This is a genomic window from Rheinheimera gaetbuli (assembly GCF_054781935.1).
On sequence record NZ_BAAGTL010000001.1, the window covers coordinates 275,023 to 298,975 of the forward strand.

Genomic DNA, 23,953 nt, shown 5'->3' on the forward strand with positions numbered 1-23,953 from the left:
CAATGATTAAGGCTATTATTCGCTGGTCGGTGCAAAACCCGCTGCTGGTATTATTAACCACGCTGGCGCTGGCACTATTTGGCTATCAGGCAAGCCAGCAGCTGAAGCTGGATGCGCTGCCGGATTTATCCGACGTCCAGGTAATTATTAAAACCAGCTATCCGGGCCAAACCCCCGAAACTATCGAGCAGCAAGTTAGTTATCCGCTGTCGACAGCGCTGCTGGCTGTTCCCAAAGCCAAAGCCGTGCGCAGCTTTTCAATGCCAAACGACAGCTACCTGTATGTGATTTTTGATGACGGCACCGACCCTTACTGGGCGCGCTCGCGGGTATTGGAATATTTGCAAACCGTTAGCCTGCCCGCCGGCGCAAAGGCCACCTTGGGCCCTGATGCCAGTGGCGTCGGTTGGATTTTCCAGTATGCGTTAACTGCAAAAAATGCCGATATATCATTAGAGCAACTCACCAGTCTGCAGCAATTTTACCTGACGCCGGAGCTGCAAAGCGTCGCCGGCGTGGCAGAAGTAGCCAGCATTGGCGGTATGGCCAAAACCTACCAGTTACAGCTTGAACCACGCTTAATGCGTGCTTTTAACGTTACCCTGGCCCAGGTGATTGCTGCAATAAACAGCCACAACCAGCAACAGGGCGGCAGTGTTATTGAAGTGGCCGAAACCGAACTGCTGGTGCAGGCCGGTGATTATATTCAGTCACTGACTGATTTAGCCGCTGTGCCACTGGGAGTGCGTAACAGCGCCGACTACCCGCTAACGTTGGCCGATATTGGCAGCGTGCAAATTGTACCAGGCGCACGGCGCGGTATTGCAGAGCTGAACGGCGAGGGTGAAGTGGTCGGCGGTATTATTGTCATGCGTCATGGCGAAAACGCACTGAGTACTATCGCGGCGGTGAAACGTAAACTGGCGGAGTTAAACAACGGCCTGCCCGACGGCGTAGCGCTGGTCACGGTTTACGACCGCTCGGAATTAATTGAAAACACCGTCAGCAATTTAAGCCAAAAACTGCTGGAAGAAATGGCTGTCGTGGCGCTGGTGTGTCTGGTGTTTTTACTGCATGTACGCTCCGCGTTAATCGCCGTAATCAGTTTACCGCTGGCGCTGCTGGCCAGCATTTTACTGATGCAGCAGCTGGGTATTAACGCTAACGTAATGAGCCTGGGCGGCATCGCCATTGCTATCGGCGCCCTGGTCGATGCCGCTATTGTAATGGTAGAACACGGCCATAAAAAGCTGGAGCAGGCCCGCACCAACGGCCGCCAGTTAACTAAAGCGGAGTTTCGTCAAACCATTATCGACGCCTGCCTTGATGTCGGCCCGGCACTGTTTTTCTCCTTGCTGGTGATCACCGTCAGCTTTTTACCGGTGTTTATGTTAGAAGCACAGGAAGGCCGTTTATTTGCCCCGCTGGCGTACACCAAAACCTTTGCTATGGCCTCTGCCGCTATTTTGGCCATTACGTTAATTCCGGTGTTGATGCTGTACTTTTTACGCGGCAAAATTCCGTCGGAGCAGAAAAACCCGCTCAGCCGCGGTTTAATCGCACTGTATACGCCACTGCTTAAACTGTGTCTGCGTTTTCCGACCACCTTAGTGCTGCTTAGCGTGCTGGCACTGGCCTCGAGCATAGTGCCGTGGCAGCGTTTATCCAGCGAGTTTATGCCGGCCTTTGCCGAGGGCGACCTGTTGTATATGCCCACTACCCTGCCCGGCTTAAGCCCGGCCACAGCAGCCAAATTACTGCAGCAAACCGACCGGCTAATTAAAACCGTGCCCGAGGTAGAAACAGTGTTGGGCAAGAGCGGCCGCGCCAATACCGCAACAGACCCGGCACCGCTGACGATGCTGGAAACCAGCATTAAACTTAAGCCGCAAAGCCAGTGGCGCGACGGTTTTACGCTGGACGATATTATTGCCGAGCTTGACGCTGCGGTGCAGGTACCAGGGCTGACCAACGCCTGGCTGCCGCCGATAAAAACCCGCATTGATATGCTGTCTACCGGCATTCGAACCCCGGTGGGGGTGCGCGTAAGCGGGCCGGATCTGAGCACTATTTCAGCGGTGGCGCAGCAGCTGGAGGCAGAGATTAAACTGCTGCCGGGCAGCCGTTCAGTATTTGCCGAACGCGCCGAAGATGGCCTTTACTTACACATTACGCCAGACTTAACCCAGCTGGGCCGCTACGGCATCACCCTAACCGAGCTGCAGCAATACGTCGCTTTTGCCATAGGCGGCGCGCCGGTGGCGCAAAGTATTCAGGGCCGCGAGCGTTACGATATCAGCCTGCGCTTTCCGCGTGATTATCGCAGCCACCCGGATGATATTCGCCGGCTACCGCTGCAAAGCCGCGACGGGGCTTATGTGCTGCTGGAGCAAGTGGCAAAAGTAGAGGTGGTAAATGGCCCGGTGATGATCCGCGCTGAAAACGCCCGCTTAACCAGTTGGGTCTATATCGACTTACCGGCGCAAACGCAGCTCGGTAGTTATATAACACAGCTGCAAAGCTTGTTGGCAAGTCAGCGTTTGCCAGCGCAGGTCAGTGTGAGTATTGGCGGCCAATACGAGTATATGCAGCGGGTATCACAGCGGCTGGAGCAACTGGTGCCCTTTACGCTGTTGCTCATCATGGTACTGCTGTATTTAACCTTCCGCCGCTTTACTGATGTCGTGCTGGTACTGGTTACGCTGCCGTTCGCCCTCAGCGGCAGCCTGTGGCTGCTGTATTTACTCGATTATCAGCTATCGGTCGCCGTGGCGGTGGGCTTAATTGCACTCAGCGGTGTCGCCGCCGAATTTGCCGTGGTTATGCTGTTGTATTTAAAACGGGCGGTGGATGATATCAAGCCGCAAAATCAGCAGCAGCTATGGCAGGCTATTATGCAGGGCGCCGTGCAGCGGGTGCGGCCCAAGGCGATGACAGTACTGACTATTATTGTCAGCCTGCTGCCGATTATGCTAGGCAGCGGCGCCGGTAACGAAGTGATGCAGCGTATTGCCGCCCCGATGCTCGGTGGCATGATAGCCGCACCACTGGTATCAATGCTGCTGATGCCGGTACTGTACTTTCTGTTACTGCGCCGGGCATTACCGGTAAACTGATACTGAAACAAAGCAGAGATAGTTGCCGATAGCGCAGCCACAGACTTTTTCGCGTTAGCGAAGGCGGATAACAAATTCGTCCGGAACGAATTTGGTCAGCGCAGCTGGTCCGCCTGGTGGAGGGCAGGATGCCCGCAACCCCACTGTGGCGAGCAGAGCGGCAACTATCTCGTGCTACGAAGCTGGTAAGTTAGTTCTGGTGTTGCGACAGCGTTACGTTTTGTCCTACCACCACGCCATGTTTAGCAAACCAGCCACGCGGCATTTCCAGCGCGGCAATCACCGGTTTGGCTGACGGCACCGCAGTGGTATCAAAAGGCTCCAGCGTGATCAGTTCTGCTATGCGCCAGTCCGGGCCAATATAGGCTACATCCAGCGCCATAGCGGTATTGGCCATCCACAGCGCTATCGCTCTGGGCTCGCGGTATAGCAACAACATACCCGGGTCTGCACTTTGCTGAAACATCAGCCCCTGCGCCCGTTTTTCCGCCGTATCTGCCAACTGCACCTGAATAAGTACTTCACCCACCTGCAGCGGCACCAGGCTAAATACCTCTCGTGGTTCATCCGGCACAGCACAAGCCAATAGCGGCAATATCATTACCAGCGCTGCCAAAAATCGTGTCATGCGGCTTTATCCTTGTATCAGAATCCGTTGATTAGATAGCTTAGGGCAATACCGGCAAACACCAGCATGCCAACATAGTGATTGTGCAAAAATGCATTAAAACAACCCTGACGGCTGGCGCGGGCAAGCCGGTATTGATAAACAAAACAGCCGGCAGCGCCAACCAAACTGCAATAATACAACCAATGCAGCTGCGCCAGATAACCCACGCTACTCAGCAACAATAAGGTGCACAGTTGCAACAATGCAATGATCGGCAAGGCGTAACGGCCAAATAAAATAGCGGTGGATTTAATGCCGACGTTAATATCATCCGGCCGGTCGACCAACGCATAATAGGTATCGTAAGCCACTGTCCACAGCAGGTTGGCCAGATATAGCAACCACAACAGTGGCGGCAACTGCAGCTGAGTGGCCATAAACGCCATTGGCATGCCCCAGCTGAATGCCGCCCCTAACACTACCTGCGGTAAATGGGTGTAGCGCTTCATAAACGGATATATCGCTGCCAGCAGCACCGCCACCAACGATAACAACACCGTTTGCCAGTTTAAAAACACTAACAGACTGGCAGACAACAGCAGCAATAACAGAAATAACTGCAACGCTTCAGTGGCTGTTACCACGCCGCTGGCCAGGGGCCGTTGTTTGGTGCGCTCCACTGCGCCATCCCAATGCCGGTCGGCATAATCATTGATCACGCAGCCGGCAGCGCGCATTAATACCACGCCCAGGCTAAACACCAACAACAAATGCAGCGATGGCACGCCCTCGGCTGCCAACCACAGCGCCCACCAGGTTGGCCACAGCAGTAAATAGGTACCGATGGGTTTTTCCAGCCGCATCAGCTGTAAGTAATGCCGCCGGTTATGCCAGCATAATGCAAGACTCATTGCGGGGCGTCATCCAGTAACGCCATCGCCGGTAAAAACGCTTCTGCCACCAGCAAAGGCAAGCCGTTTAACGTAAACACCGAGCGCCTGGCATGGCAACGCGCCGCTACTGATAACTGTGGCAAGGCGATATCCAGTTGGGTTGTTTCAATAATGCCGCGGTGTAAGCCCGGCTGCTGAAAAATATAATCACCCAACGGGCGCTCGCCTAAATCAGCCAGTGGCCGCAACACGGTAACAGTTTGCTGTGGCAACCAGCTTTGCGCATAAACGCAAGGCATGTCGTTGCACCATAAAATCACTTCGCGCAGCTGCGCAGCAGCGGTGCCAGGCAACAAATGCTGCAAAAAAGTCGGCAGTTCACTTTGCTGCTCGTTTAGTAGCTGCACACGAAACTGCCGGCAGTGTCGCTTTAACCGAGCGGTGAGAGATGCCGGCTCTGAGATCCACGGCGCCAGCTGCGGCGGCAAGGTTTGTTCAATAGCATCCCGCCAGGGGGCATCAAGAGAAATAAAGGGTATATTCACAAAAGCACATTCTGTACTGAATAAGTCTGGCGGCATCATAGCAACTCTGGCGTATTTTTTCAGCCGCAATAAGCAGAGAAAACGGCTTACGGCAGACAAGCTTAGCTGGTAAAATACAGCGCTTAACGCTAAGGTTAGTGTCGTTGCCGGCCTGTTTTTATCAACCAAAAGTGATACTTATGATTAAAAGCTTGTTGTTTTGTCTGCTGTTGTTAACCACTGTGCCAGCATTGGCGCAAGAACAACCGAAAGAAGTGGTTTATTATGGCTTCGACCCGGATATTGTCACTAATTATATTTCCGGCAACCGCCGCAGCTTAGGCTATATTCGTATCACCGTTGAACTGATGATTGAAGATAAAAGCTTTTTACCGGCCGTAGAGCATCACGAACCGCTGATCCTGGATATTATTTATGGCACTATCAGCAAGCAACCGGAAGACAAAATTAAGTCGTTAACCGGCCGTGAAGAAATCCGCCTCGCCTTGCTGGATAAGTTACAACAAGCAATGAAAAAAGAAGCCGGCGAAACGATTATCCGCGACCTGTTGTTTACCAAATATTTATACCAGTAATAGCTACTGCCGGGCCTGAGTATTGCGCAATAACCAGGCCCAGCCGATACCGGCAAGCAAGCCACCAAGATGCGCCCAATTCGCCATACTTACCCACAATATATCCATGAAACCCAGTACCAGCCAAAGCAACATAAAGCCTGCCAGGCCATTGCTGATCTGCAGCCCCTGCGCTGGGTTTAACCGGCCGGCAATCCAGAAGTAACCAAACAAGCCGTACACTACTCCTGACAGACCACCAAAATGAGGGCCAACAATAAAATACTGTGCCGCATTAGATAACAAAGCTATCGACAATGTCACACTCAGCAGGGTTATAAAGCCTAGTTGGCGTTCGAACTGCTGACCTAAATAGCCCCACCACGCCAGATTAAATACCAGATGTGTCAGCGAAAAATGTAACAACATCGGTGTAAACCAGCGCCATAGCTGCGTTGGCTCAGTAAGTTGTAACAACCCACTACTGCCACGCCAATCCAGTTGTTGCCAACCGTACACCACTAAACAGAGTGCCAACAGCAATAATGTAAGAGGCGCCTGCTGCCAAAATTTTTGCAGGTTAAAGGCCGGTAATATAGGCCCGGAAGCAGCTCCGGGCATACTAAGTTGCCAGGCCGCAGATTGATAGCGCGGATGGTCGGGCTGCTGTAAGAACAGCGTCAATTGCTGTTGTATTTGCTCCTGCTGTTCAGGCGCAGCATACAACTCGGCAAAATCAGTACGCTGCACCACAGCATTTACCTCAAGCCCCTGAGCCAGGCAGTATGCTGCAAACAGCTGCGCGGCATCAGCAGAATTTAATTCGGCAAATTTATGCACCGTTTTCACTCACAAAAGGCAACTGCAGCCGCCAGCTTTCAAAGCCACCATCCATACTGTACACCTGCTCATAGCCCTGTTGCGCCAGATACTGCGCAGCGCCCTGGCTGGAATTGCCGTGATAACACACCACCACCACAGGTTGGTCAAATTCAAATTGCTGCATAAAACCGTTCAGAGTGCCATTGGTTAAATGATAAGCGCCGTCTATGTGGCCAGCAGTAAAACTCTGCTCGTCACGAATATCAGCAATAATCACTCTGCCCTGAACTTGCAGCTCTGCTGTTTCTGTTACGGAAATATGTTTAAAATCGGTCATAGGTACCTCACTACTTTATTTGCCTATAATACCTTAGTGCAGATCTTTTAACAGTATCCGCGCAAAAGCTAACCGATCAACCTACTTTAGTGTTAGTTCAACAATAATCACTGGACACTGATTAAACTATTGTTAACAATACCAACCAAATTGATCGTCATATCGGAGCCCCTATGTCCAGCCTGATCATTCTGGCTATTTTTGTCGGCCTGTTGTTCTGGGTTATCAGCATTTTTAACAGTCTGGTGCGGCTGAAAAACCGTTTTCAGAACGCTTTTGCCCAGATTGAAGTACAGTTAAAGCGCCGTTATGATTTAATTCCCAATTTAGTTGAAACAGCCAAAGCTTATATGGCGCATGAGCGCGATACGCTTGAGGCGGTTATCTCTGCACGCAACGCTGCTCTGGCTGGGTTAAAAGTAGCCGCCAACAACCCTGGTGATGAAAACGCGATAAACCAATTAGCCGGCGCTGAAGGCGCTCTTCAAGGTGCCATGAGCCGTCTTAACGTGGTAATGGAAGCCTACCCGGAGTTAAAAGCTAATCAGAATATGATGCAGCTGTCAGAAGAACTGACCAGCACAGAAAATCGGGTGGCCTTTGCCCGTCAGGCATTTAATGATGCGGTTACTGAGTACAACGGCTACAAGCAGAGCTTTCCTGCACTCTTGTTCGCCGCCAGTTTTGGTCATGCTAACGATGCCAGGTTACTGGAGTTTGCTGACAGCGCCGCTATTCAAGCCGCCCCCAAAGTCAGTTTCTAAAGCTGAATACGCCGTAACATGAGCAGCAACTTTTTTGCCCAGCAAGACTTAGCCCGGCGTAACACCCGCATTTTGGTGGCACTGTTCACGCTGGCGGTGCTGTTATTGTTGTTACTGACTAATATTGTTGCCTTAATCAGTCTGGGTTTTATCGACCCGGCTATAATCAATGGCCCCTGGCACTGGCAAAGCCTGCCGTGGCATCTGGTAGCCTGGGTTAGTTTGGTTGTTATTGCCGCAGTAGGTATTGCCGTAGGGTACAAATGGCAACAACTTAGCGCGGGTGGCAGAGTTGTTGCGCAGTCACTAGGTGGTACGCGGGTTACGCCCGACAGCACAGATCCACTACAACGGCGCTTGCTGAATGTGGTAGAAGAAATGGCGCTGGCCGCTAATACCCCGGTACCGCCGGTATACCTGTTGCCCGAGCATAGCATCAACGCTTTTGCCGCAGGCTACAGCCCGGCCGATGCAGTAATTGGCGTTACCCAGGGCTGCCTTACACACCTTAGCCGCGACGAGTTACAAGGTGTTATCGCGCATGAGTTCAGCCATATTTTAAACGGTGATATGCGGATGAATATCCGCCTGATTGCGATATTAAACGGCATCTTATTTTTAGGGCATATCGGCTACTATATGCTACGTGCCGGAGGCAGAAGCAGTGCAGTGCGCGCCGGAGGCAACCGCTCCGGCAACAACAAAAACAGTGGTGGCGGCCTGTTGTTGTTAGCGCTGGGCTTAGTCGTAATTGGTTACCTTGGTTCGTTTTTTGGTAACCTGATTAAAGCCGCCGTTAGCCGCCAGCGTGAATTTCTTGCCGATGCCTCAGCAGTACAATTTACCCGAAACCCCAGCGGCATTGCGGGCGCCTTAAAAGCCATTGGCAGCCACAGTAGCCATAGCAAAATTGCCAACGCCAATGCCGATGAAAACAGCCACTTATTTTTTGGCGAAGCGATCAGCCGCTGGGCGTCAATATTTGCTACCCATCCGCCGTTAGCCAACCGTATAAAACGACTGGAACCAGGCTGGAACGGTAAGTTTGCCGCGCCGCGCAGTGCGCAAACAACAGAGACAGATGTCGCACTCTCAGCTTCGAAACCAACACATGCGTCACGTTTACAACAAGCCCTGCCGTTGCTGTTGTTACACAGTAGCCGCCAGACAGAACCAGCAATGGCGTTGATTTGCTGTCTATTATTGCAACAAGATGACAGTCAGCGCCAACAACAGCTGCAGCTGATTAAAGATAAAGGGTCAATGTCTTTATTACAGCAGGTGGATCAGTTGTGCGATGCCGTAGCAGCTTTAAACGCCTTGCAGCAAATACAGCTTTTGCAGCGCGTTATGCCAGCGCTGAAAAGCCTGTCAGCAAGCGGCTTTGCAACATTTGCCCAGCTGCTGCAAGCTCTGCTACAAGCAGTTAATGCGCCGGAGCTTGGCCCCTGGTTGGTAAGCCAATTTGTGCAACATAATCTGGCAGCACAGTTCAACCCGGCACAAGTCAGCCAAAAATACGCCGCCAAAACATTGCAACAGCTAAGTGCTGCAATAAGCCCTTTGCTGGCGCTGGTAAGCAGTGCTGCAGGTGATGCCGGGCAACAACAGCAGGCATGGTGCGCTGGCATAGCCGTGTTGGGTTTGCCGCCAACTACAAGGCCTGAACCCGACTTGCCAACCTTAAACCAGCAGCTGCCATTGCTGCTGGCATTGCCGCCGCTGCAAAAACAACAGCTTTGGCAAGCTGTAGATACCTGCGTGCGCGCCGACCAACTGCTGCAGACTAACGAGCAGGCATTGCTGCTTGCGCTGGCATTATTGTTGGAGATCCCATACCAGAACGATAGCGCTACTTAATGGCGGCATTGTCAGTTTTTCTATAACTGCAACAAGTGATATAGCGTATTATTGCAAAGTCCCCCTTTAGCCTCAGGTTAATTTCGGGTAGAATTAGCGCCCATTTTTGAGCAGGAAACCGTCATGACCGATAATCGCTTGTTTTTGTTGTACGATACGTCATTTGACGAGATGGACGCCGAAGGCAGCCCGGGCTTTGGCTATGTACTGCTGTTTAACAGTGCCGACGCCGAACAATACCATGCCGGAGAAAACCCAAACTGCGCAGCCGTGTCTATGCTGTTTACTGACCATGCCGACGGCAGCATCAGCGGCGATTTACTCGGCTGGGCGCATCTGGATGCCGACATTTTTCAACAATTTCCGCTGGGACAGTTTTTTCTGTTGATGGAGCAAGCTGCACAGGTAGCGATTAACGCCTTTCGTCAGGTGGGTCAGGTGCCTGACCGGTTGGTAGCACAACATCTGGATGATGAAGAGTTAATCCAATTTGATGTTCAATTCAACGATCTGCAACTTAATGAGCAGCAATCAGAGCAGCAACTGGCACAAACATTGATGTCAGGCAGGCCTTATCTGGATTCTTAAGCCGGCTGGCTGTAGTATAATTTTGTTTTGCATAAGCCACACTGCGCATCTACGATAACGCAGTCTACCTATATTTTGTTCTGGAGAAAGCGTTATGGCCCAGGCCGTTGATATGTCGGCAATTGAACAGGCGTTAACCGGTTTTACCATACCGCCACAGCCGGAAATCCTGCAGCATATTCAGCAGCAGCTGGACGCCCCAGAACCTAATATTAAACGCATTTCAGCGTTGATTAATCTGGATATCGGTATCGCGGGCTTTACCCTCAAAGTAGTGAATTCTGCTTTTTTTGGCTTGAGACGCAAAATTACCTCGGTTGAACATGCCTGTAAGTTTCTTGGCGTCAACCGTGTACTCAAGCTGGTTCGCAGTGTACTGCTACGTTTTACGCTGGCCGAGGGTTGTAACGATAAATTCAGCTTAAAAATGTGGGCTAGTGCCCTGCAAACGGCGAATATCGCCATGACACTGGCCAAGCATTTTAATTTTGCGCAGGATATTCAGGATGACTGTTACAGCCTGGGGCTGTTCCACAATGCTGGTATCGCTCTTATCCATCAACAGGTTGATAATTATGAGCTTACTATGCAACAAGGCCTGCAGCAGAGCCGGGGCTATAGTGAAATAGAAGAACAGTACTTCCAAACCTGTCATGAAGTACTAGGCTATTTGATTGCCGAGTCGTGGAGTCTAACCCCAGAGCTGTGTAACGTAATTGCTTACCATCACAGCCCGGCATTAATGCTGGAAACTGACAGCGAGCTGGAAAAACAGCTATTTGCTTTGTTAAAGCTGGCCGAACATTTTAGCGGTGAGAGCCGGCAATTGTTTAATATAAGTTTAGACCCGGAATGGGAGCAGCATAAAAGTGCCATCCTTGAAGTACTGGATATCGAACCACTGCAATTGCCGGAATTGGCCGAGCTGTTGCACCGGGCCCAGGTAAGCACCATCTATTCTGTCTGAGCATGGTGCATAAAAAACCGCATTTGCCCGAAAAACGCTGCCCCCAGTGTGGCCTGATGTTTAGCTGGCGTAAAAAGTGGCAGCTAAATTGGCTAAATGTGATTTATTGCTCTGAGCGCTGCCGACGCAGCAAAACCGCCGACAAAACCAAAAACCCATGAAAATAATTCTTGCACCGATGGAAGGCGTAGTAGACGCCCTGATGCGCGATATGTTAACGCGGATTGGCGGTTACGATTTATGCATTACCGAATTTATCCGCGTGGTAGACCAAAAACTGCCGGCGCGCGTGTTCACCCGCCTGTGCCCTGAATTACTCAACGGTGGCAAAACCTTTGCCGGTACGCCGGTACGGGTACAATTGCTGGGACAGGACCCGCACTGGCTGGCAGAAAACGCCGTACGCGCGGTTGAACTCGGCTCTCCCGGCGTTGATTTAAACTTTGGTTGTCCAGCTAAAACGGTCAATAAAAGCCGTGGTGGTGCCGTTTTACTAAAAGAAACAGAACAGCTATACCGCATTGTAAAAGCCGTGCGCGATGCGGTACCAATGCAGTTTCCGGTCAGTGCTAAAATCCGCCTTGGCTATGACGATACCAGTTTAACGCTGGATAATGCAGCAGCCATAGCCAATGCCGGCGCCAGCATGCTGACCGTGCATGCCCGTACCAAAAGTGATGGCTACCGGCCACCGGCTTACTGGCCATGGATTGCCAAAATCAAACAACATGTGGCTATTCCGCTGATTGCCAATGGTGAAATCTGGAATGCCAATGACGCCGCCCTGTGCCGCCAGCAGTCTGATTGCAACGACATTATGCTCGGCCGCGGCGCACTGGCGATGCCAAACCTGGCGAAAAGTATTCGCGATGGCGGCCCTGCTATGCCATGGCCGCAAGTGCTTGAGTTGCTCATGCAATACTCTGAATTTGAAATGTGCGGCGACAAAAGCCAATACTACAGCAACCGTATAAAGCAATGGTTCAGCTACTTAAAACTACAGTATCCACAGGCTGCTGAATTATTTAGTCAGCTGCGGATACAGCGCAAAAGCAGCGAAATTCTGACCACACTAGAACAAGCACTGCACCACGTGACAAACAATACAACAGGTTAGACCAGTATAAGTTGGCGAAATGTTAGCCATCATTCACCGCAATCCGAAATGCCGTTAAATAAAGACTATACTCCTCAAACAGTTAGTTTAAGGAGAACCTGTTATGCCAATAAAAATCGCCGTGCTAATGGAAAGCCGGCCCGGTGAGAAGCGGGTGGCGTTGGTGCCTGCGGTCGCCGAAAAACTGAGTAAGCTCGGTTGCAGCATCAGTATGCTCAGCGGTGCCGGCGTGGGCAGCAAGCTGCCCGACAACGTTTATAACGGCGTTGAGATTGCCGGCACCGAACAACATTTACTGGCAGACGCCGATATCGTGCTGGCGGTACAACCGCCTAAACTGGCTGAGGTTGCGCTGTTAAAACCCGGTAGCATTCTGCTTAGTTTTATTTATCCGCATAAAGAGCCTGAATTAACCCACTTGTTGTGTGAAAAAAACATCACCTGCTTTGCCATGGAGCAAGTGCCGCGGATCAGCCGCGCCCAGGCGATGGATGCGCTGTCGTCTCAGGCGGCACTGGCCGGTTACTATGCCGCTCTGCTTGGCGCCACAAAACTTGCGCGCATATTACCCATGATGACCACAGCCGTAGGCTCTATCCGTCCTGCACGCTGCTTAGTTATGGGGCTGGGTGTTGCCGGCTTGCAAGCACTGGCTACCGCACGGCGTTTAGGCGCGATAACCGAAGGTTACGATGTGCGGCCAGAAACCAAAGAGCAAGCAGAGTCGTTAGGTGCCAAATTTGTTGCTACCGGTGTGGATGCCCGCGGTGAGGGCGGGTATGCCCGCGAGCTGACGCAACAGGAAAAAGACCAGATTGCAGTTGCAATTACCAGCCATATTCAGCAGGCCGATATCGTTATTACCACCGCGGCAATCCCAGGTAAGCCCTCACCCAAACTGATTAACAAAGCACAGGTGGATGGCATGAAACCTGGCGCAGTGATTATTGATCTGGCCGCAGAAGGTGGCGGCAACTGCGAATACAGTGTACCGGGTGAAACAGTAGAGCAAGGTCTGATAACAATAATGGCGCCGTTAAATGTGCCGTCAATGTTAGCTGAGCATGCCTCAGAGCTGTATGCGAAAAACCTGCTGAATTTATTGCAGCTGTTTGTGATTGACGGCGCCATCGCGCTTAATTGGGATGATGAAGTGCTAGCGAAAACCGTGCTGACACATAACGGTGAAATAAAACCAGAAGCGGTAAAAACCGCACTGGCAAAACACTAATACACGTTACTACATTATTTATTGGGGATAGTTATGGACTACACCACCACCATCTTAACCGGCTTTGTCGCGCTGTATATTTTTATGCTGGCCGCCTTTACCGGCTTTGAAATCATCGGCCGTGTACCGGCCATTTTGCACACGCCGCTGATGTCCGGATCTAACTTTATCCACGGTATCGTAGTGGTTGGTGCGCTGTGGGCCCTGCTCAACGCCAGCTCGCTGCCAGAGCAGATTATTGGCTTTCTCGGTGTGCTGTTAGGTGCCGGCAATGCCGCTGGTGGCTATGTGGTAACCGAGCGTATGCTGCAGATGTTTAAACCATCAACCAAAACCCCTAAGGAGTAAGGCATGAATACAGCTTTACTCATCGACAGCAGCTATTTTATCGCCGCCTTTTTGTTTATTTATGGTTTAAAGCGCATGTCGTCGCCGCTAACAGCCCGTTCCGGTATTGTCGTCGCTGGCTGGGGCATGGTGTTGGCCGTATTGGCCAGCTTTCTCTACACACTTGATGTCAACGAGGCCGCCAAACCACACCTTAGCACTAACCTTACGCTGGCGCTGATTGCGTTGGCGCTGGGCCTTGGTTGGGCCTGGCGCAGTGGCAAAAAAGTGGCGATGACCGAAATGCCACAAATGGTGGCACTGTATAACGGCATGGGTGGCGGCGCAGCTGCGGCGATAGCAGCAATAGAACTGATTGGCTACAAAACCCATGGCAGCATCTCACTGAGTTTGGCCGTGCTGGGTGGTTTGATTGGCGCAGTGGCATTGTCAGGCTCGTTAATCGCCTGGGCTAAGCTGGATGGCCGCATTAACGGCACATTGCGTTTCGGCGCCCTGCAGTTGGTAAACGGTAGCCTGTTGTTAGTGCTGCTAGGTATTGGCGCTTACATTATCTGGCACGGTGGCAGCGTTGCCTGGCCGGTGTTTGCGGTGTTTTTTGCATTGGCGCTTATTTACGGCGTTATGATGACGATGCCGATTGGCGGAGCCGATATGCCGGTAGTCATTTCGCTGTACAATGCCTTTACCGGCTTAGCCGTTGGTTTTGAAGGCTATGTATTGAATAACCCAGCGCTGATGATTGCCGGTATGGTAGTCGGCTCGGCCGGCTCTTTACTTACGCTGTTAATGGCCAAAGCGATGAACCGTTCGGTGGCTAATGTGCTGTTTTCCAACTTTGGCGCTGCTGAAGATGAAGCGCAAGGCGATATTGCCGGCAGCCAAAAACCGATAGATGCCGGTGATGCCGGTATTAATATGCGCTACGCTGGCAAAGTGATTATCGCGCCCGGCTATGGTCTGGCAGTAGCACAGGCACAGCACAAATTATACGAGCTGGTAAAACTGCTGCAGGACGCCGGGGTCGAAGTAAAGTTTGCCATTCACCCGGTAGCCGGCCGCATGCCAGGCCATATGAATGTGCTGTTAGCCGAAGCCGGGGTACCGTACGACATTATCTTTGATATGGAAGATATTAACGACGAATTTAAAGAAGCCGATGTCGCTATTGTCATTGGTGCCAACGACACGGTGAACCCGGCAGCACGCACCAACAAAAGTTCACCAATTTACGGCATGCCGGTGCTAAATGTCGACATGGCCAAACAAGTGTATGTGGTAAAACGTGGCCAGGGTAAAGGCTATTCCGGCGTGGAAAACGCGCTGTTTTACGCCGATAACACCCAAATGGTGTACGGTGATGCGCAAAAAGTGATGGTATCAATGATTCAGGCGATTAAATCACTTGGCGGTGGTCACTAGAGAATATACAAACCCGCTACTTTAGCATATCGTAGCTAATGCAGCGGGATATGAGCTTAAAGCCGCACCAGCGGCTAAGACTATTTGCTCAAAGAAAGCAGAACCCGAAAGTTTGGCGTCGCCGAAACACAACATTTTAATTTTTAGCCTCAGAGACTAAAAAATTACTGAGAGCTGCACCCCAGCGCTGGTGCGGCTGAAGCGGCGGCTTTCCCCTTCTTGCTTATAATCAATAGGTGTTACCGGCCTGTGCTCAGTTTCATAGCGAAAATTATACCAGTTGCCATACATGTCTATGCGGATATTCTGGTGCAGTTTAAACTCCAGCCCGGCCCTGACATTGGCATTGCAGCAATTGTTGTCATTGGTGTCTAACCAGTTCATAAGGCTGCTATTCAGATCAAACCCCGCATGCACGTAAGGGCCTACAGGCCAATCTAAACCGAGCCGGCCATATAAAAATACCGGCCGGAAACGACCGCCATCATAATCTGTTGGATATTGCTTAAGCGTAATGCGCTGATAGCTTAACCCTGCTTGCATATACACATCGTCTCTACCGACATGCCGCAAGCCTATAGCAAATCCTGATGTTTCTGCTTTACCAACGCCTTCTGCAAATAACGCGAGCACTGCATCACCTGCTGGCATTGCTGCGTTTATCGGCGCGGAGGCAACAAGTACTGCTACAACGATTGCCAGTTGAACTATTTTACCCATTGCTACCACACATTAAATTAACGCTATGTACACAAGGGCGCGAATACTAGCGCAAAGCCCTGCTTTAATGCCAGATAAATATCGGATCTTTGCCAGCAGATAGACAGCAATTTTCAGGCACAGTACACTGCTGCCCAAACTGATTGCTAAATTAAGGTAATGCAAGTGACTAAAGAAACGTTAACTGAACAACAAATTGCTGAAATAAAAAGCAACTTCGATTTTTTTGACCGTGACGGTAACGGCCGTATTGAATTAACCGAGTTTATCGAACTGCTTACCGCTTTGGCACCGAAAACCAAAGCCAGCCATGTTGAAGAAGGCTTTAAGCTTATCGACACCAACAACAATGGCTATATCGACTTTGCCGAGTTTTTAGACTGGTGGCAGGATTGTTGGTGGGAGTACTAACCAGCCAGGCTTCGGCCTTTGAAATAAAGCCTGGTATTAGCACTTCCCCTTCTGCTGCCGCCTGTATTTTATTATCTAGTCATCCGCTGTTGCTTGCCAAATAACCAGCTACAACATAAGTTATTAACTGGTTCAATAGTGCTTCAGGAAAAACTCGGTGCTAAGCAAATTGATTAGGTGGCTGCTTTTGCTTACTGTGTGGCAATGTTTTGCCCAGGCCGATCCTTTGATACAGCGTTTGGGCAATGAAGATGGCCTGACCAATAACACCCTGTATGATCTGGTGCAAGACGATGCGGGCTACATTTGGCTGGCAACCACTGAGTCGGGCCTGAAACGCTATGACGGCTATCGGTTTGTCACGTTTTCTGTACTCGAGCCGCAAGAGGCGCTTAGCAGTATTCAGCCTGACGTTGGCAAATTATTAATTGACAGTAAACAACAGCTTTGGGTTGGCACTTGGGGGCTGGGTGTTAGCAGGTTAAGCCCGGACCGCAGTACATTGAGCCGTTTTGCTTTGGGTGGCTTAAAGGTGCAGAGTTTACTTGAAACAGCTGACGGCAGTGTTTGGGTTGGCTCAACCAATGGTTTATTCCGGATCACTCCAGATGATAGAGTCGAGCGCATTGGTGGCCCCGATGCCAGCGTCAGCTTTTTGCATCAGCGTGTTTGGTCTCTGGCACAGGGCGATGACGATACAGTTTGGATAGGCACCAGTGAAGGTTTTTATGCCTGGCAACCAACAACAGGGTTATCAGCGCCGGTGTTGCTTACCACAACAGCCACCAGCGGTAGCCGGGCCAACGAAATAAGAGCATTAGCCTATTTTGACGCTAAGTTGTGGCTTGGCACGCGCAATGGCTTATCAGCGTTTAATCCTGATAACGGTCAGCTAAACCACCTTCAGAGTGGCGACGGCAGCAATGTCAACAATGAGTTTGTCATCAACACGCTGAAGCCAGATATTAGTGGCAATCTGCTGATTGGCAGCTATGAAGGTTTGCATCGGTACTCCCCGGCATGCGGCTGTTTTATGCCGTTCAGGCAGCAGCAGGCATTACTGCCAACACTAAATGTCAGAGCCATATTTACTGACCGCAGTGGTGTGCTCTGGTTAGGTACCCGCTCACATGGCTTGTTTTATACCCGCTACGGCCAGAATGCTTTTTCACTGCTACAGCACTCTGCCGCAGCAGATTTACGCAAAAATTTTGCCTTCTCGGTCACTAATTTACTCTTTACCGAACACAATAGATTATCAGTATCTGTTGGCCAACATCTGCATCAGCTCAACCTCAGTACAGACAGCGCAACACATTTAAAGCTTGAAAGCACCATTAATAAGCTGGCGATAGATGAAAACGATGTCTTATACATTGCCACGGATCAGGGCGTGTTTTTTCAACACCCAGCAGAGCAAACTCTGAAGCCGTTTAATACCGCTTTTGAATTAGCAAAAATAACGGAGCCCATTGTCAGAGACATGGTTACCCAAGCTGGACAACGCTTCTGGTTTGGTCTGTGGGGAAATGGCGTACTGTACTACGATAAACAGCGCGGCGTGGTACGTCATTTTTTGTCTGAACTGTCCAGCCATCATTCGGGTGACGCGGTAGAGGCAATGACCTTAATGGCCGATGGCACAGTCTGGGTTGGCACCCGTTATAGTGGCTTATACCAGCTTGATGCAGAGGCTGGGATAACAAACCGTTTACAGCAAGGTTTTGCCACCGCTTTGCCGTCAGATAAAATTCAATGCCTGGAAAATGACGGCGCCAGCTTATTGCTGATCTGCACTAACCGGGGTTTAGTGCTGTGGGACTTAGCCAGTGATATAAAGCGCTTTTTAGATCAGCGTGATGGCTTGGCCAGCAGTAATATTGTAGGCGCGGTTGCCGAACAAAGCCGCATCTGGGTAATGACAAGCCAAGGCATAAATTTAATTAGCCCTGATATTGACCACATAGTGACTTTTAGCCAGCATGATGGCCTGACAGCACCAGAACTTAACAGTAACGCTAACGCTATAGATGCCGACGGCAACCTCTATTTTGGCACCTTGCAAGGTGTGTTTAAAGCCAACCCCAAATTAATCTGGACCAACAGTACCAAACCAATCCCCAGAATAACGGCGGTAAAAGTTAACCATGAGCCAGCGCTAGCACTCGAACCCTATGCCAAAACACCGCTGATACTAAGCCCGACTGAAAACACGCTGGAGTTTCACTTTTCAGCGATGGATTACCATGATGTTGACCGTAACAGCTATCGCTATAAGTTAATTGGCCTGGATAATGATTGGGTATATGCCGGCACCCGCCCTTACACCGTATATGCCAATTTAGCGCCGGGTGACTACCAGCTCCAGTTAATGGCAATGAATAACAATGGTTTAATTTCGGAGCAAACGGCCAATCTTACTTTTGTTATCAGCCCGCGCTGGTGGCAATTATGGCAGGTACAAAGTGGCTTTGTCTTAATCTTCGTCGCGCTGTTGCTGGCGCTTCATCTTTATCGTATGCGGCATATCAGGCAGATCAACCGTCTATTAAATCAAGCGGTAAGTGAAAAATCAGCTAACCAGCGGCTGCTCGAAGAAACTGTCAATATACGAACGCAGGAGCTACAGAAAAAAACCGCACAACTTGAGCAAAGCTTGGAACATCTAGCGGAAAAAAATCAGGAACTCACCCGCCTGGATAAACTAAAAGATCAATTTGTCTCCACGGTGAGCCATGAGCTAAGAACACCTCTGACTGCCATCCGCGGCGCTATTTCGTTGATATCAAAGCAGGCAGTAAAGCCAGACTCTGCCGCGTACAACAAGATGCTCGATATTGCTGGGCTGAATAGCGAACGCTTGGCACAACTTATCAGCGACCTGCTGGATATGCAGAAATTTGACTCTGGCCATTTTCAGCTTGAACCGGTCAGGTTTGATCTCAATACACTAACAAAAGACGCCATAGAAGCTATTCAGCCGTATGCCGAACACTTTGATGTGCAAATACGCTGGCAGGACAATTCTGAGCCTTATTGGCTGAAGGCCGACCCACTGCGGATCCGTCAGGTGATGGATAACTTTTTATCTAATGCCATTAAGTTTTCCAATGCCAGACAACAAGTGACAGTAAGCTTGCAACGACAGCAAGACGCAGTGCTTTGGCAGGTAACAGACAGCGGGCGGGGTATCTCGCCGGAATTTGCCAAATCGATTTTCTCCAGCTTTTCGCAGGAAGATGCGTCAAATGCCCGTAACAGAGAGGGCACCGGCTTAGGCCTGGCCATCAGTAAGAAAATCATCGACAGCCATGCTGGGCGCATTGGTTTTAGCAGTACCTTAGGTCAGGGCAGCCGCTTTTGGTTTAGTTTACCAGCGGCACACTAGTCCGCGAAGCTGATCTTGCCCATAGTTACACCCGGGATGCCCTCACGGGCATTGCTGAATTTCTGCTTACCACCTACTAAACATTCATTGGCCAATACAGCAAAGAGCACCGCTTCTTTGGCGTCGGGGTTGATGCCTAAGTCGCCGGTGGTTTTGATCACTACATCAGGCAACGCGGCTTGAATTTGGGCCATTAACAGCGGGTTATGGATACCACCGCCACTGGCGTAAATAACAAAATTAGTCAACGCTGCGGTAGTTTGCTGTATCGCTGCAATAATCATATCAGCGCTAAAGCAATTTAGCGTCGCCATAATATCAGCATGGCTTAACTGTTCTGTGCCGGATCGCTGCTGCGCACGGGCCAGATAAGCCAGATTAAACACTTCCGGTCCGGTAGTTTTCGGAAATTGCAGGGCAAAAAAATCATCTTGCTTCAAGGCGACAAGTAAAGGTTTACTTACCTTACCCGCCTTAGCCAAACTAGAATCTGCATCAAAATACTTGCCAGGATAATGCTTTTGAATAAAGGCATCCATTATGGTATTGCCCGGGCCAATATCACTGCTGAATACCGCTTCAGCATCTAACGTTTGCGGTAGCCAGGTAAAGTTAGCAATACCACCAATATTCAGCATAATGCGGTTTTCGTCTTTACTGCTAAACAGCAGATAATCACCGTAAACCGCTAACGGCGCTCCTTCTCCGCCGGCAGCGATATGCTTTTGGCGAAAATCACTGATGGTGGTGATACCGGTGGTTACCGCCAGGTGATCACCATCGCCGATTTGCAAGGTGGCATTGCTGTAATCAACCAGATTATGCTGGCGCTTCGGACAGTGGAAAATGGTTTGGCCATGGCTGGCTATCACATCAATATCGGCGGCACTTAGCTGCCAGTTCGCCAGACACTGGTTAATCATACGGCCGTGTTCTATCCCGATCCACGGGTTTAACAGCGTTACCGCCTGCAAGTCGACTTCACGTTTGGAGAACACTGCCTTAACCCGCTGTTTATAGTCCGTACCGTAATCTACCGTGCAAAACTGCAATAACGTAATGGTGGTATTAAGGCCTTCGCCGCTCAGTTCACACAAAGCTACATCCAGACCATCAAGCGATGTACCGCTCATCAAGCCAATAACCTTACGGCTGGGTTTAGCGGCAATAGCATACAACTGCTGAATATGACTGTGCATTTAAGGTTCCTGTAATCGTTAGCGCTGACAAAGCAACTGTAGCATGAATAATTTATCCATAGATAGGTGAAGATCAACTAAATAAAATTGCATGCAGCCTAATGTTGGGTTATATATTCAGTGAAGCGTAAATTTAAATGTATAAAAAATTCATAAAGTCCAACCCGATATTTTACCCGGCAACAGGGAGTATACACAGATGACACCTTACCTCAGCAGAAAAAACCATAGCGTTAACTTGCGCCGAGCTTCTCAACTAGCGCTGGCAGTAAATCTGGCTTTAGTCAGCCAACTTGGCATGGCACAGCAGGCCGACAACTTTGCAGGGGCAGAAAAAACTGAAGTGATCACCATTACCGGTTCACGTATTGCCCGTGCCGAACTGGTTTCGTCCAGCCCCGTTGCATCAGTAGATGAAGTGCAAATTCAGCTCGACCGCGCGGTAAATGTCGAAGACATTACCGCCAAACTGCCGCAAGCTGCTGCTGGTGCCAATGCCACCGGCGCGACGGTAGGTGATTCGTTGGGCTCTTCTACTATTGACCTGCGCAGCCTGGGCCAAAACCGTACCTTAGTGTTAATTAACGGCACCCGTGCGGTACCGTTCAGTTTTCGTAACTCAGTAGATGTAAACATTATTCCGGCCGGATTAATTAAACGGGTTGATGTATTAACCGGTGGTGCCGCTGCGGTATACGGTGCCGACGCCGTAGCGGGTGTAGTGAACTTTATTATGGACGACCAGTTCGACGGTATTGAACTGTCAGCCAGTTATGAAACCGCCGACGGCGGTGGTGAAAAACTCAATACCGAAGCCGTATTTGGCGGTGATATAGCCAATGGCCGCGGCCACATTACCGGCTACATTGGCTATTCTGAACGCAAAGCGTTGTTGGCCGGCGAACGCAGCTGGGCATTAAAAAACAGTGGTAGCATGATCAATACCGGTGGCTTTTACACCGACGTAGCCAGCGGTAACAGCTTTGGCATCGACGACAACGGCGGCGTTACAGCACAGCGTAACACGCTAAATGTCACCGGTGATCGTTACCTGACCCAGCCCATGAACCGTTTATCCGCCGGGCTGTTCTTCAACGCAGAATTAAATGATTATGCCGAGCTGTATGGTCGCGGCATGTATGCCAAAATAAAAGTCACCGGCGCCGGCGCCGGCGGGCAAACCCCGGTAAGCGTTAATGAGCAGGTTACCTTAACTACAGATAACCCGTTTATTCCTGCGGCTGTCCGCGATTTAATCAGCTTTGACACCAACGGCAATGCACTGGTAAACGTAGAACGCAACCTAGGCTTAGGTGTACAAACCACCGAAGCAGTGCGTGAATCGAGCCAGTTTCAGCTGGGGGTAAAAGGTGTACTGACCGACAGTTTAAGCTACGACATATACGCTCAGTATGGCAGTACCGACGAAACGTCCAGCATTACCAACAATGCTTATAGAAACAACAACAGCGGTATCAGCCGTTTTGGTACTCTGGCTAACACAGTAGATATTTTTGACCCGCAGCTGGATTTGTCTTCGTTCAGCACACCACTGCTGTATTCCAACCGTGAACGTACGCAGAGTGTTATGGCTGTCACCTTATCAGGTGACTCGGCACCACTGTTTGAATTACCGGCCGGCACCGTTAGTTATGCACTGGGCTATGAATACCGCAAAGAAACCGGTAAACAGCTGCCGGGCGATGCCTTTCGTAACGGCACCAGTTTTGCGGCAGTAAGTGTGTTTGATATGGACGCCGGCTTTGACAGCGAAGAAGTGTACGCCGAAGTGTTGGTACCGCTGTTATTTGATCAGCCGTTTTTTGATCAACTGGACTTTGAAGGTGCTTACCGTATTTCAGAGTATTCCAATACTGATGCCGAAAATACCTGGAAACTGGGGCTTAACTGGGCAATTAACAGTGATATCCGTCTTCGCGCCAGCCGCCAGACAGCATTTCGCGCACCTAATTTAGGTGAGTTTGCAAGCCCGATTACGGCGCTGTCGCTGGCATTATTTGACCAAACCAGTGAGCAATTTGTACCGCGCTTTGCCGGCCGTTTTAATGGTGATCCGTGTTTATTGGGTACCGGTAATGCCGAGCAATGCACCCGTTATGGTGCCGCCCCGGCAGGTGCGCCGTTTGATGCCTCTAGCGCCAGCTATACCTTTGGCGGTAACCCACAGATAAAACCGGAGCAGGCCGAATCGTCCACGTTGGGTGTGGTGTATACACCAGCTTATATCAGTGGCTTTGATGTCACTCTGGACTACTACAGCATCAAAATTACCGATGCTGTAAGCCAGATCCAACCTGCTGCGGCACTGCAAAACTGTTACATCGATAACCCGGTAGCCGGCAACCCGTTATGTGATGCCGTACTGCGTGACCCGCAAACCGGTCTTATCAGCACGGCTATTGTAAATGATTTTAACCTGGCCGCAGTGCGGCAAAATGGCTTTGACCTGGCAGCTAACTACCGCTTTACCGCACCGGCAGCAATGGGCGGCAGCTTAAAGCTGGCGTATCAGGCCACTATTATCACCAAACAAACGCGGCAGAATAACGCCACCGTAGCGGCGATTGACTGTAAAGGCACCTTTGGCAACGCATGCTCCGGCGACTTTGCCAGCGTGCTGCAAGCCGATTACAAGCACCGCGTTACGCTGGACTGGGCCCTTGACACTGTGGCTATGCAGTTAGGCTGGCGCCGCATTGGCGAGGTAGCAAATGCCGCCGATCGCAGTGTCAGGATCAGCGCGCAAAACTACCTGGACCTGGCTGCATCGTGGCAGGCTACGGATGAACTGAGCTTAACGGCCGGTATCGATAACCTGCTGGATAAAGCGCCTCCACTACCGCAATCCGGTGCCAACCACTTTAACACTGTAAGCGACTACCCAGTTACCGGCCGTACTTTAGGTGTTTCACTGCGTTACACACCCGCGTTCTAATCCCAGACACGGCGTTTCCCGGCCTGTATTGCAGGCCGGGCTTTTCAATTTGCTCCGGGCATAATAAGCTGCGGGTTGTAACCGTATTATTACGCTGTGCCCCTG

The 23,953-nt window shown here is 50.6% G+C and carries 21 protein-coding genes; 14 read left to right on the top strand and 7 right to left on the bottom strand.

What is annotated here, in order from left to right; all coding sequences use genetic code 11:
* Positions 1–2 precede the first annotated feature (2 nt).
* On the top strand, positions 3–3,116 hold the full coding sequence (locus ACYVIC_RS01285; RefSeq protein ID WP_460856554.1) for an efflux RND transporter permease subunit: 3,114 nt from the start codon (positions 3–5) through the stop codon (positions 3,114–3,116).
* 190 nt (positions 3,117–3,306) lie between these two features.
* Here ACYVIC_RS01285 and ACYVIC_RS01290 read toward each other — a convergent pair whose 3' ends face one another.
* Genes ACYVIC_RS01290 through ACYVIC_RS01300 form a run of 3 tightly spaced genes read right to left on the bottom strand, consistent with a single transcriptional unit; the run spans position 3,307 to position 5,203 of the window.
* The gene (locus ACYVIC_RS01290; protein WP_460856556.1) at positions 3,307–3,744 is read right to left on the bottom strand and encodes a DUF192 domain-containing protein; all 438 of its coding nucleotides are present in this window, start codon (positions 3,742–3,744) and stop codon (positions 3,307–3,309) included.
* Between the two features lie 17 nt (positions 3,745–3,761).
* Entirely contained in the window at positions 3,762–4,637 is an 876-nt protein-coding gene (gene ubiA / locus ACYVIC_RS01295; protein ID WP_460856558.1) for a 4-hydroxybenzoate octaprenyltransferase, read from the bottom strand.
* Positions 4,634–5,203, bottom strand: coding sequence for a chorismate--pyruvate lyase family protein (locus tag ACYVIC_RS01300; RefSeq protein WP_460856559.1), 570 nt, complete (start codon positions 5,201–5,203; stop codon positions 4,634–4,636). Before ACYVIC_RS01300 ends, ubiA begins: the two co-directional genes overlap by 4 nt.
* A gap of 140 nt (positions 5,204–5,343) precedes the next feature.
* Here ACYVIC_RS01300 and ACYVIC_RS01305 point away from each other — a divergent pair, with 140 nt between their 5' ends.
* A complete protein-coding gene (locus ACYVIC_RS01305; RefSeq protein WP_460856561.1) occupies positions 5,344–5,739 on the top strand; it encodes a flagellar basal body-associated protein FliL in 396 nt (131 codons plus the stop codon).
* A gap of 3 nt (positions 5,740–5,742) precedes the next feature.
* Here the strand turns inward: ACYVIC_RS01305 and glpG are convergent, their stop codons facing one another.
* Complete coding sequence (glpG, locus tag ACYVIC_RS01310; protein WP_460856563.1) at positions 5,743–6,567, bottom strand: rhomboid family intramembrane serine protease GlpG; 825 nt, start codon at positions 6,565–6,567, stop codon at positions 5,743–5,745.
* The gene (gene glpE / locus ACYVIC_RS01315; protein WP_460856565.1) at positions 6,551–6,877 is read right to left on the bottom strand and encodes a thiosulfate sulfurtransferase GlpE; all 327 of its coding nucleotides are present in this window, start codon (positions 6,875–6,877) and stop codon (positions 6,551–6,553) included. The genes glpG and glpE overlap by 17 nt, the downstream gene beginning before the upstream one ends.
* 173 nt (positions 6,878–7,050) lie before the next feature.
* On the opposite strand from glpE, the gene ACYVIC_RS01320 reads away from it, so the two are divergent.
* The 9 genes from ACYVIC_RS01320 (at position 7,051) to ACYVIC_RS01360 (ending at position 15,174) form a co-directional block, all read left to right on the top strand.
* The gene (locus tag ACYVIC_RS01320; RefSeq protein ID WP_460856567.1) at positions 7,051–7,641 is read left to right on the top strand and encodes a LemA family protein; all 591 of its coding nucleotides are present in this window, start codon (positions 7,051–7,053) and stop codon (positions 7,639–7,641) included.
* Between the two features lie 18 nt (positions 7,642–7,659).
* The gene (locus ACYVIC_RS01325) at positions 7,660–9,501 is read left to right on the top strand and encodes a M48 family metallopeptidase (protein WP_460856569.1); all 1,842 of its coding nucleotides are present in this window, start codon (positions 7,660–7,662) and stop codon (positions 9,499–9,501) included.
* Between the two features lie 123 nt (positions 9,502–9,624).
* Positions 9,625–10,089 carry a hypothetical protein gene (locus ACYVIC_RS01330; RefSeq protein ID WP_460856571.1) on the top strand — a complete coding sequence of 155 codons (465 nt, stop codon included), beginning with the start codon at positions 9,625–9,627 and terminating at the stop codon, positions 10,087–10,089.
* A 94-nt stretch (positions 10,090–10,183) separates the two neighbouring features.
* Positions 10,184–11,056, top strand: coding sequence for an HDOD domain-containing protein (locus ACYVIC_RS01335; protein WP_460856573.1), 873 nt, complete (start codon positions 10,184–10,186; stop codon positions 11,054–11,056).
* A gap of 2 nt (positions 11,057–11,058) precedes the next feature.
* Positions 11,059–11,217, top strand: coding sequence for a DUF2256 domain-containing protein (locus ACYVIC_RS01340; RefSeq protein WP_460856576.1), 159 nt, complete (start codon positions 11,059–11,061; stop codon positions 11,215–11,217).
* Positions 11,214–12,173: a tRNA-dihydrouridine synthase gene (locus ACYVIC_RS01345; RefSeq protein ID WP_460856578.1), complete on the top strand. Its 960-nt coding sequence runs from the start codon at positions 11,214–11,216 to the stop codon at positions 12,171–12,173. The genes ACYVIC_RS01340 and ACYVIC_RS01345 overlap by 4 nt, the downstream gene beginning before the upstream one ends.
* A 103-nt stretch (positions 12,174–12,276) precedes the next feature.
* Positions 12,277–13,404 carry an NAD(P) transhydrogenase subunit alpha gene (locus ACYVIC_RS01350; protein ID WP_460856580.1) on the top strand — a complete coding sequence of 376 codons (1,128 nt, stop codon included), beginning with the start codon at positions 12,277–12,279 and terminating at the stop codon, positions 13,402–13,404.
* Positions 13,405–13,437: 33 nt separating this feature from the next.
* Positions 13,438–13,752, top strand: coding sequence for an NAD(P) transhydrogenase subunit alpha part 2 (locus tag ACYVIC_RS01355; RefSeq protein WP_205309455.1), 315 nt, complete (start codon positions 13,438–13,440; stop codon positions 13,750–13,752).
* Between the two features lie 3 nt (positions 13,753–13,755).
* Positions 13,756–15,174, top strand: a complete 1,419-nt coding sequence (locus tag ACYVIC_RS01360; protein WP_460856583.1) for an NAD(P)(+) transhydrogenase (Re/Si-specific) subunit beta — start codon at positions 13,756–13,758, stop codon at positions 15,172–15,174.
* Positions 15,175–15,330: 156 nt separating this feature from the next.
* Here ACYVIC_RS01360 and ACYVIC_RS01365 read toward each other — a convergent pair whose 3' ends face one another.
* A complete protein-coding gene (locus ACYVIC_RS01365; RefSeq protein WP_460856585.1) occupies positions 15,331–15,894 on the bottom strand; it encodes a hypothetical protein in 564 nt (187 codons plus the stop codon).
* A 159-nt stretch (positions 15,895–16,053) separates the two neighbouring features.
* On the opposite strand from ACYVIC_RS01365, the gene ACYVIC_RS01370 reads away from it, so the two are divergent.
* The gene (locus ACYVIC_RS01370) at positions 16,054–16,305 is read left to right on the top strand and encodes an EF-hand domain-containing protein (RefSeq protein WP_460856587.1); all 252 of its coding nucleotides are present in this window, start codon (positions 16,054–16,056) and stop codon (positions 16,303–16,305) included.
* 196 nt (positions 16,306–16,501) lie between these two features.
* A complete protein-coding gene (locus ACYVIC_RS01375; RefSeq protein ID WP_460857220.1) occupies positions 16,502–19,693 on the top strand; it encodes an ATP-binding protein in 3,192 nt (1,063 codons plus the stop codon).
* Here the strand turns inward: ACYVIC_RS01375 and ACYVIC_RS01380 are convergent.
* A complete protein-coding gene (locus ACYVIC_RS01380) occupies positions 19,690–20,892 on the bottom strand; it encodes an anhydro-N-acetylmuramic acid kinase (RefSeq protein WP_460856589.1) in 1,203 nt (400 codons plus the stop codon). The genes ACYVIC_RS01375 and ACYVIC_RS01380 overlap by 4 nt on opposite strands.
* A gap of 199 nt (positions 20,893–21,091) precedes the next feature.
* On the opposite strand from ACYVIC_RS01380, the gene ACYVIC_RS01385 reads away from it, so the two are divergent.
* The gene (locus ACYVIC_RS01385; protein WP_460856591.1) at positions 21,092–23,848 is read left to right on the top strand and encodes a TonB-dependent receptor domain-containing protein; all 2,757 of its coding nucleotides are present in this window, start codon (positions 21,092–21,094) and stop codon (positions 23,846–23,848) included.
* Positions 23,849–23,953 lie beyond the last annotated feature (105 nt).

What these genes read in the sequence shown, in the direction of transcription:
- ACYVIC_RS01285 (WP_460856554.1), top strand. Translation starts at nt 3, where the DNA reads ATGATTAAGGCTATTATTCGCTGGTCGGTGCAAAACCCGCTGCTGGTA.
- ACYVIC_RS01290 (WP_460856556.1), bottom strand. Translation starts at nt 3,744, where the DNA reads ATGACACGATTTTTGGCAGCGCTGGTAATGATATTGCCGCTATTGGCT.
- ubiA (WP_460856558.1), bottom strand. Translation starts at nt 4,637, where the DNA reads ATGAGTCTTGCATTATGCTGGCATAACCGGCGGCATTACTTACAGCTG.
- ACYVIC_RS01300 (WP_460856559.1), bottom strand. Translation starts at nt 5,203, where the DNA reads ATGATGCCGCCAGACTTATTCAGTACAGAATGTGCTTTTGTGAATATA.
- ACYVIC_RS01305 (WP_460856561.1), top strand. Translation starts at nt 5,344, where the DNA reads ATGATTAAAAGCTTGTTGTTTTGTCTGCTGTTGTTAACCACTGTGCCA.
- glpE (WP_460856565.1), bottom strand. Translation starts at nt 6,877, where the DNA reads ATGACCGATTTTAAACATATTTCCGTAACAGAAACAGCAGAGCTGCAA.
- ACYVIC_RS01320 (WP_460856567.1), top strand. Translation starts at nt 7,051, where the DNA reads ATGTCCAGCCTGATCATTCTGGCTATTTTTGTCGGCCTGTTGTTCTGG.
- ACYVIC_RS01325 (WP_460856569.1), top strand. Translation starts at nt 7,660, where the DNA reads ATGAGCAGCAACTTTTTTGCCCAGCAAGACTTAGCCCGGCGTAACACC.
- ACYVIC_RS01330 (WP_460856571.1), top strand. Translation starts at nt 9,625, where the DNA reads ATGACCGATAATCGCTTGTTTTTGTTGTACGATACGTCATTTGACGAG.
- ACYVIC_RS01335 (WP_460856573.1), top strand. Translation starts at nt 10,184, where the DNA reads ATGGCCCAGGCCGTTGATATGTCGGCAATTGAACAGGCGTTAACCGGT.
- ACYVIC_RS01340 (WP_460856576.1), top strand. Translation starts at nt 11,059, where the DNA reads ATGGTGCATAAAAAACCGCATTTGCCCGAAAAACGCTGCCCCCAGTGT.
- ACYVIC_RS01345 (WP_460856578.1), top strand. Translation starts at nt 11,214, where the DNA reads ATGAAAATAATTCTTGCACCGATGGAAGGCGTAGTAGACGCCCTGATG.
- ACYVIC_RS01350 (WP_460856580.1), top strand. Translation starts at nt 12,277, where the DNA reads ATGCCAATAAAAATCGCCGTGCTAATGGAAAGCCGGCCCGGTGAGAAG.
- ACYVIC_RS01355 (WP_205309455.1), top strand. Translation starts at nt 13,438, where the DNA reads ATGGACTACACCACCACCATCTTAACCGGCTTTGTCGCGCTGTATATT.
- ACYVIC_RS01360 (WP_460856583.1), top strand. Translation starts at nt 13,756, where the DNA reads ATGAATACAGCTTTACTCATCGACAGCAGCTATTTTATCGCCGCCTTT.
- ACYVIC_RS01365 (WP_460856585.1), bottom strand. Translation starts at nt 15,894, where the DNA reads ATGGGTAAAATAGTTCAACTGGCAATCGTTGTAGCAGTACTTGTTGCC.
- ACYVIC_RS01370 (WP_460856587.1), top strand. Translation starts at nt 16,054, where the DNA reads ATGCAAGTGACTAAAGAAACGTTAACTGAACAACAAATTGCTGAAATA.
- ACYVIC_RS01380 (WP_460856589.1), bottom strand. Translation starts at nt 20,892, where the DNA reads ATGCACAGTCATATTCAGCAGTTGTATGCTATTGCCGCTAAACCCAGC.
- ACYVIC_RS01385 (WP_460856591.1), top strand. Translation starts at nt 21,092, where the DNA reads ATGACACCTTACCTCAGCAGAAAAAACCATAGCGTTAACTTGCGCCGA.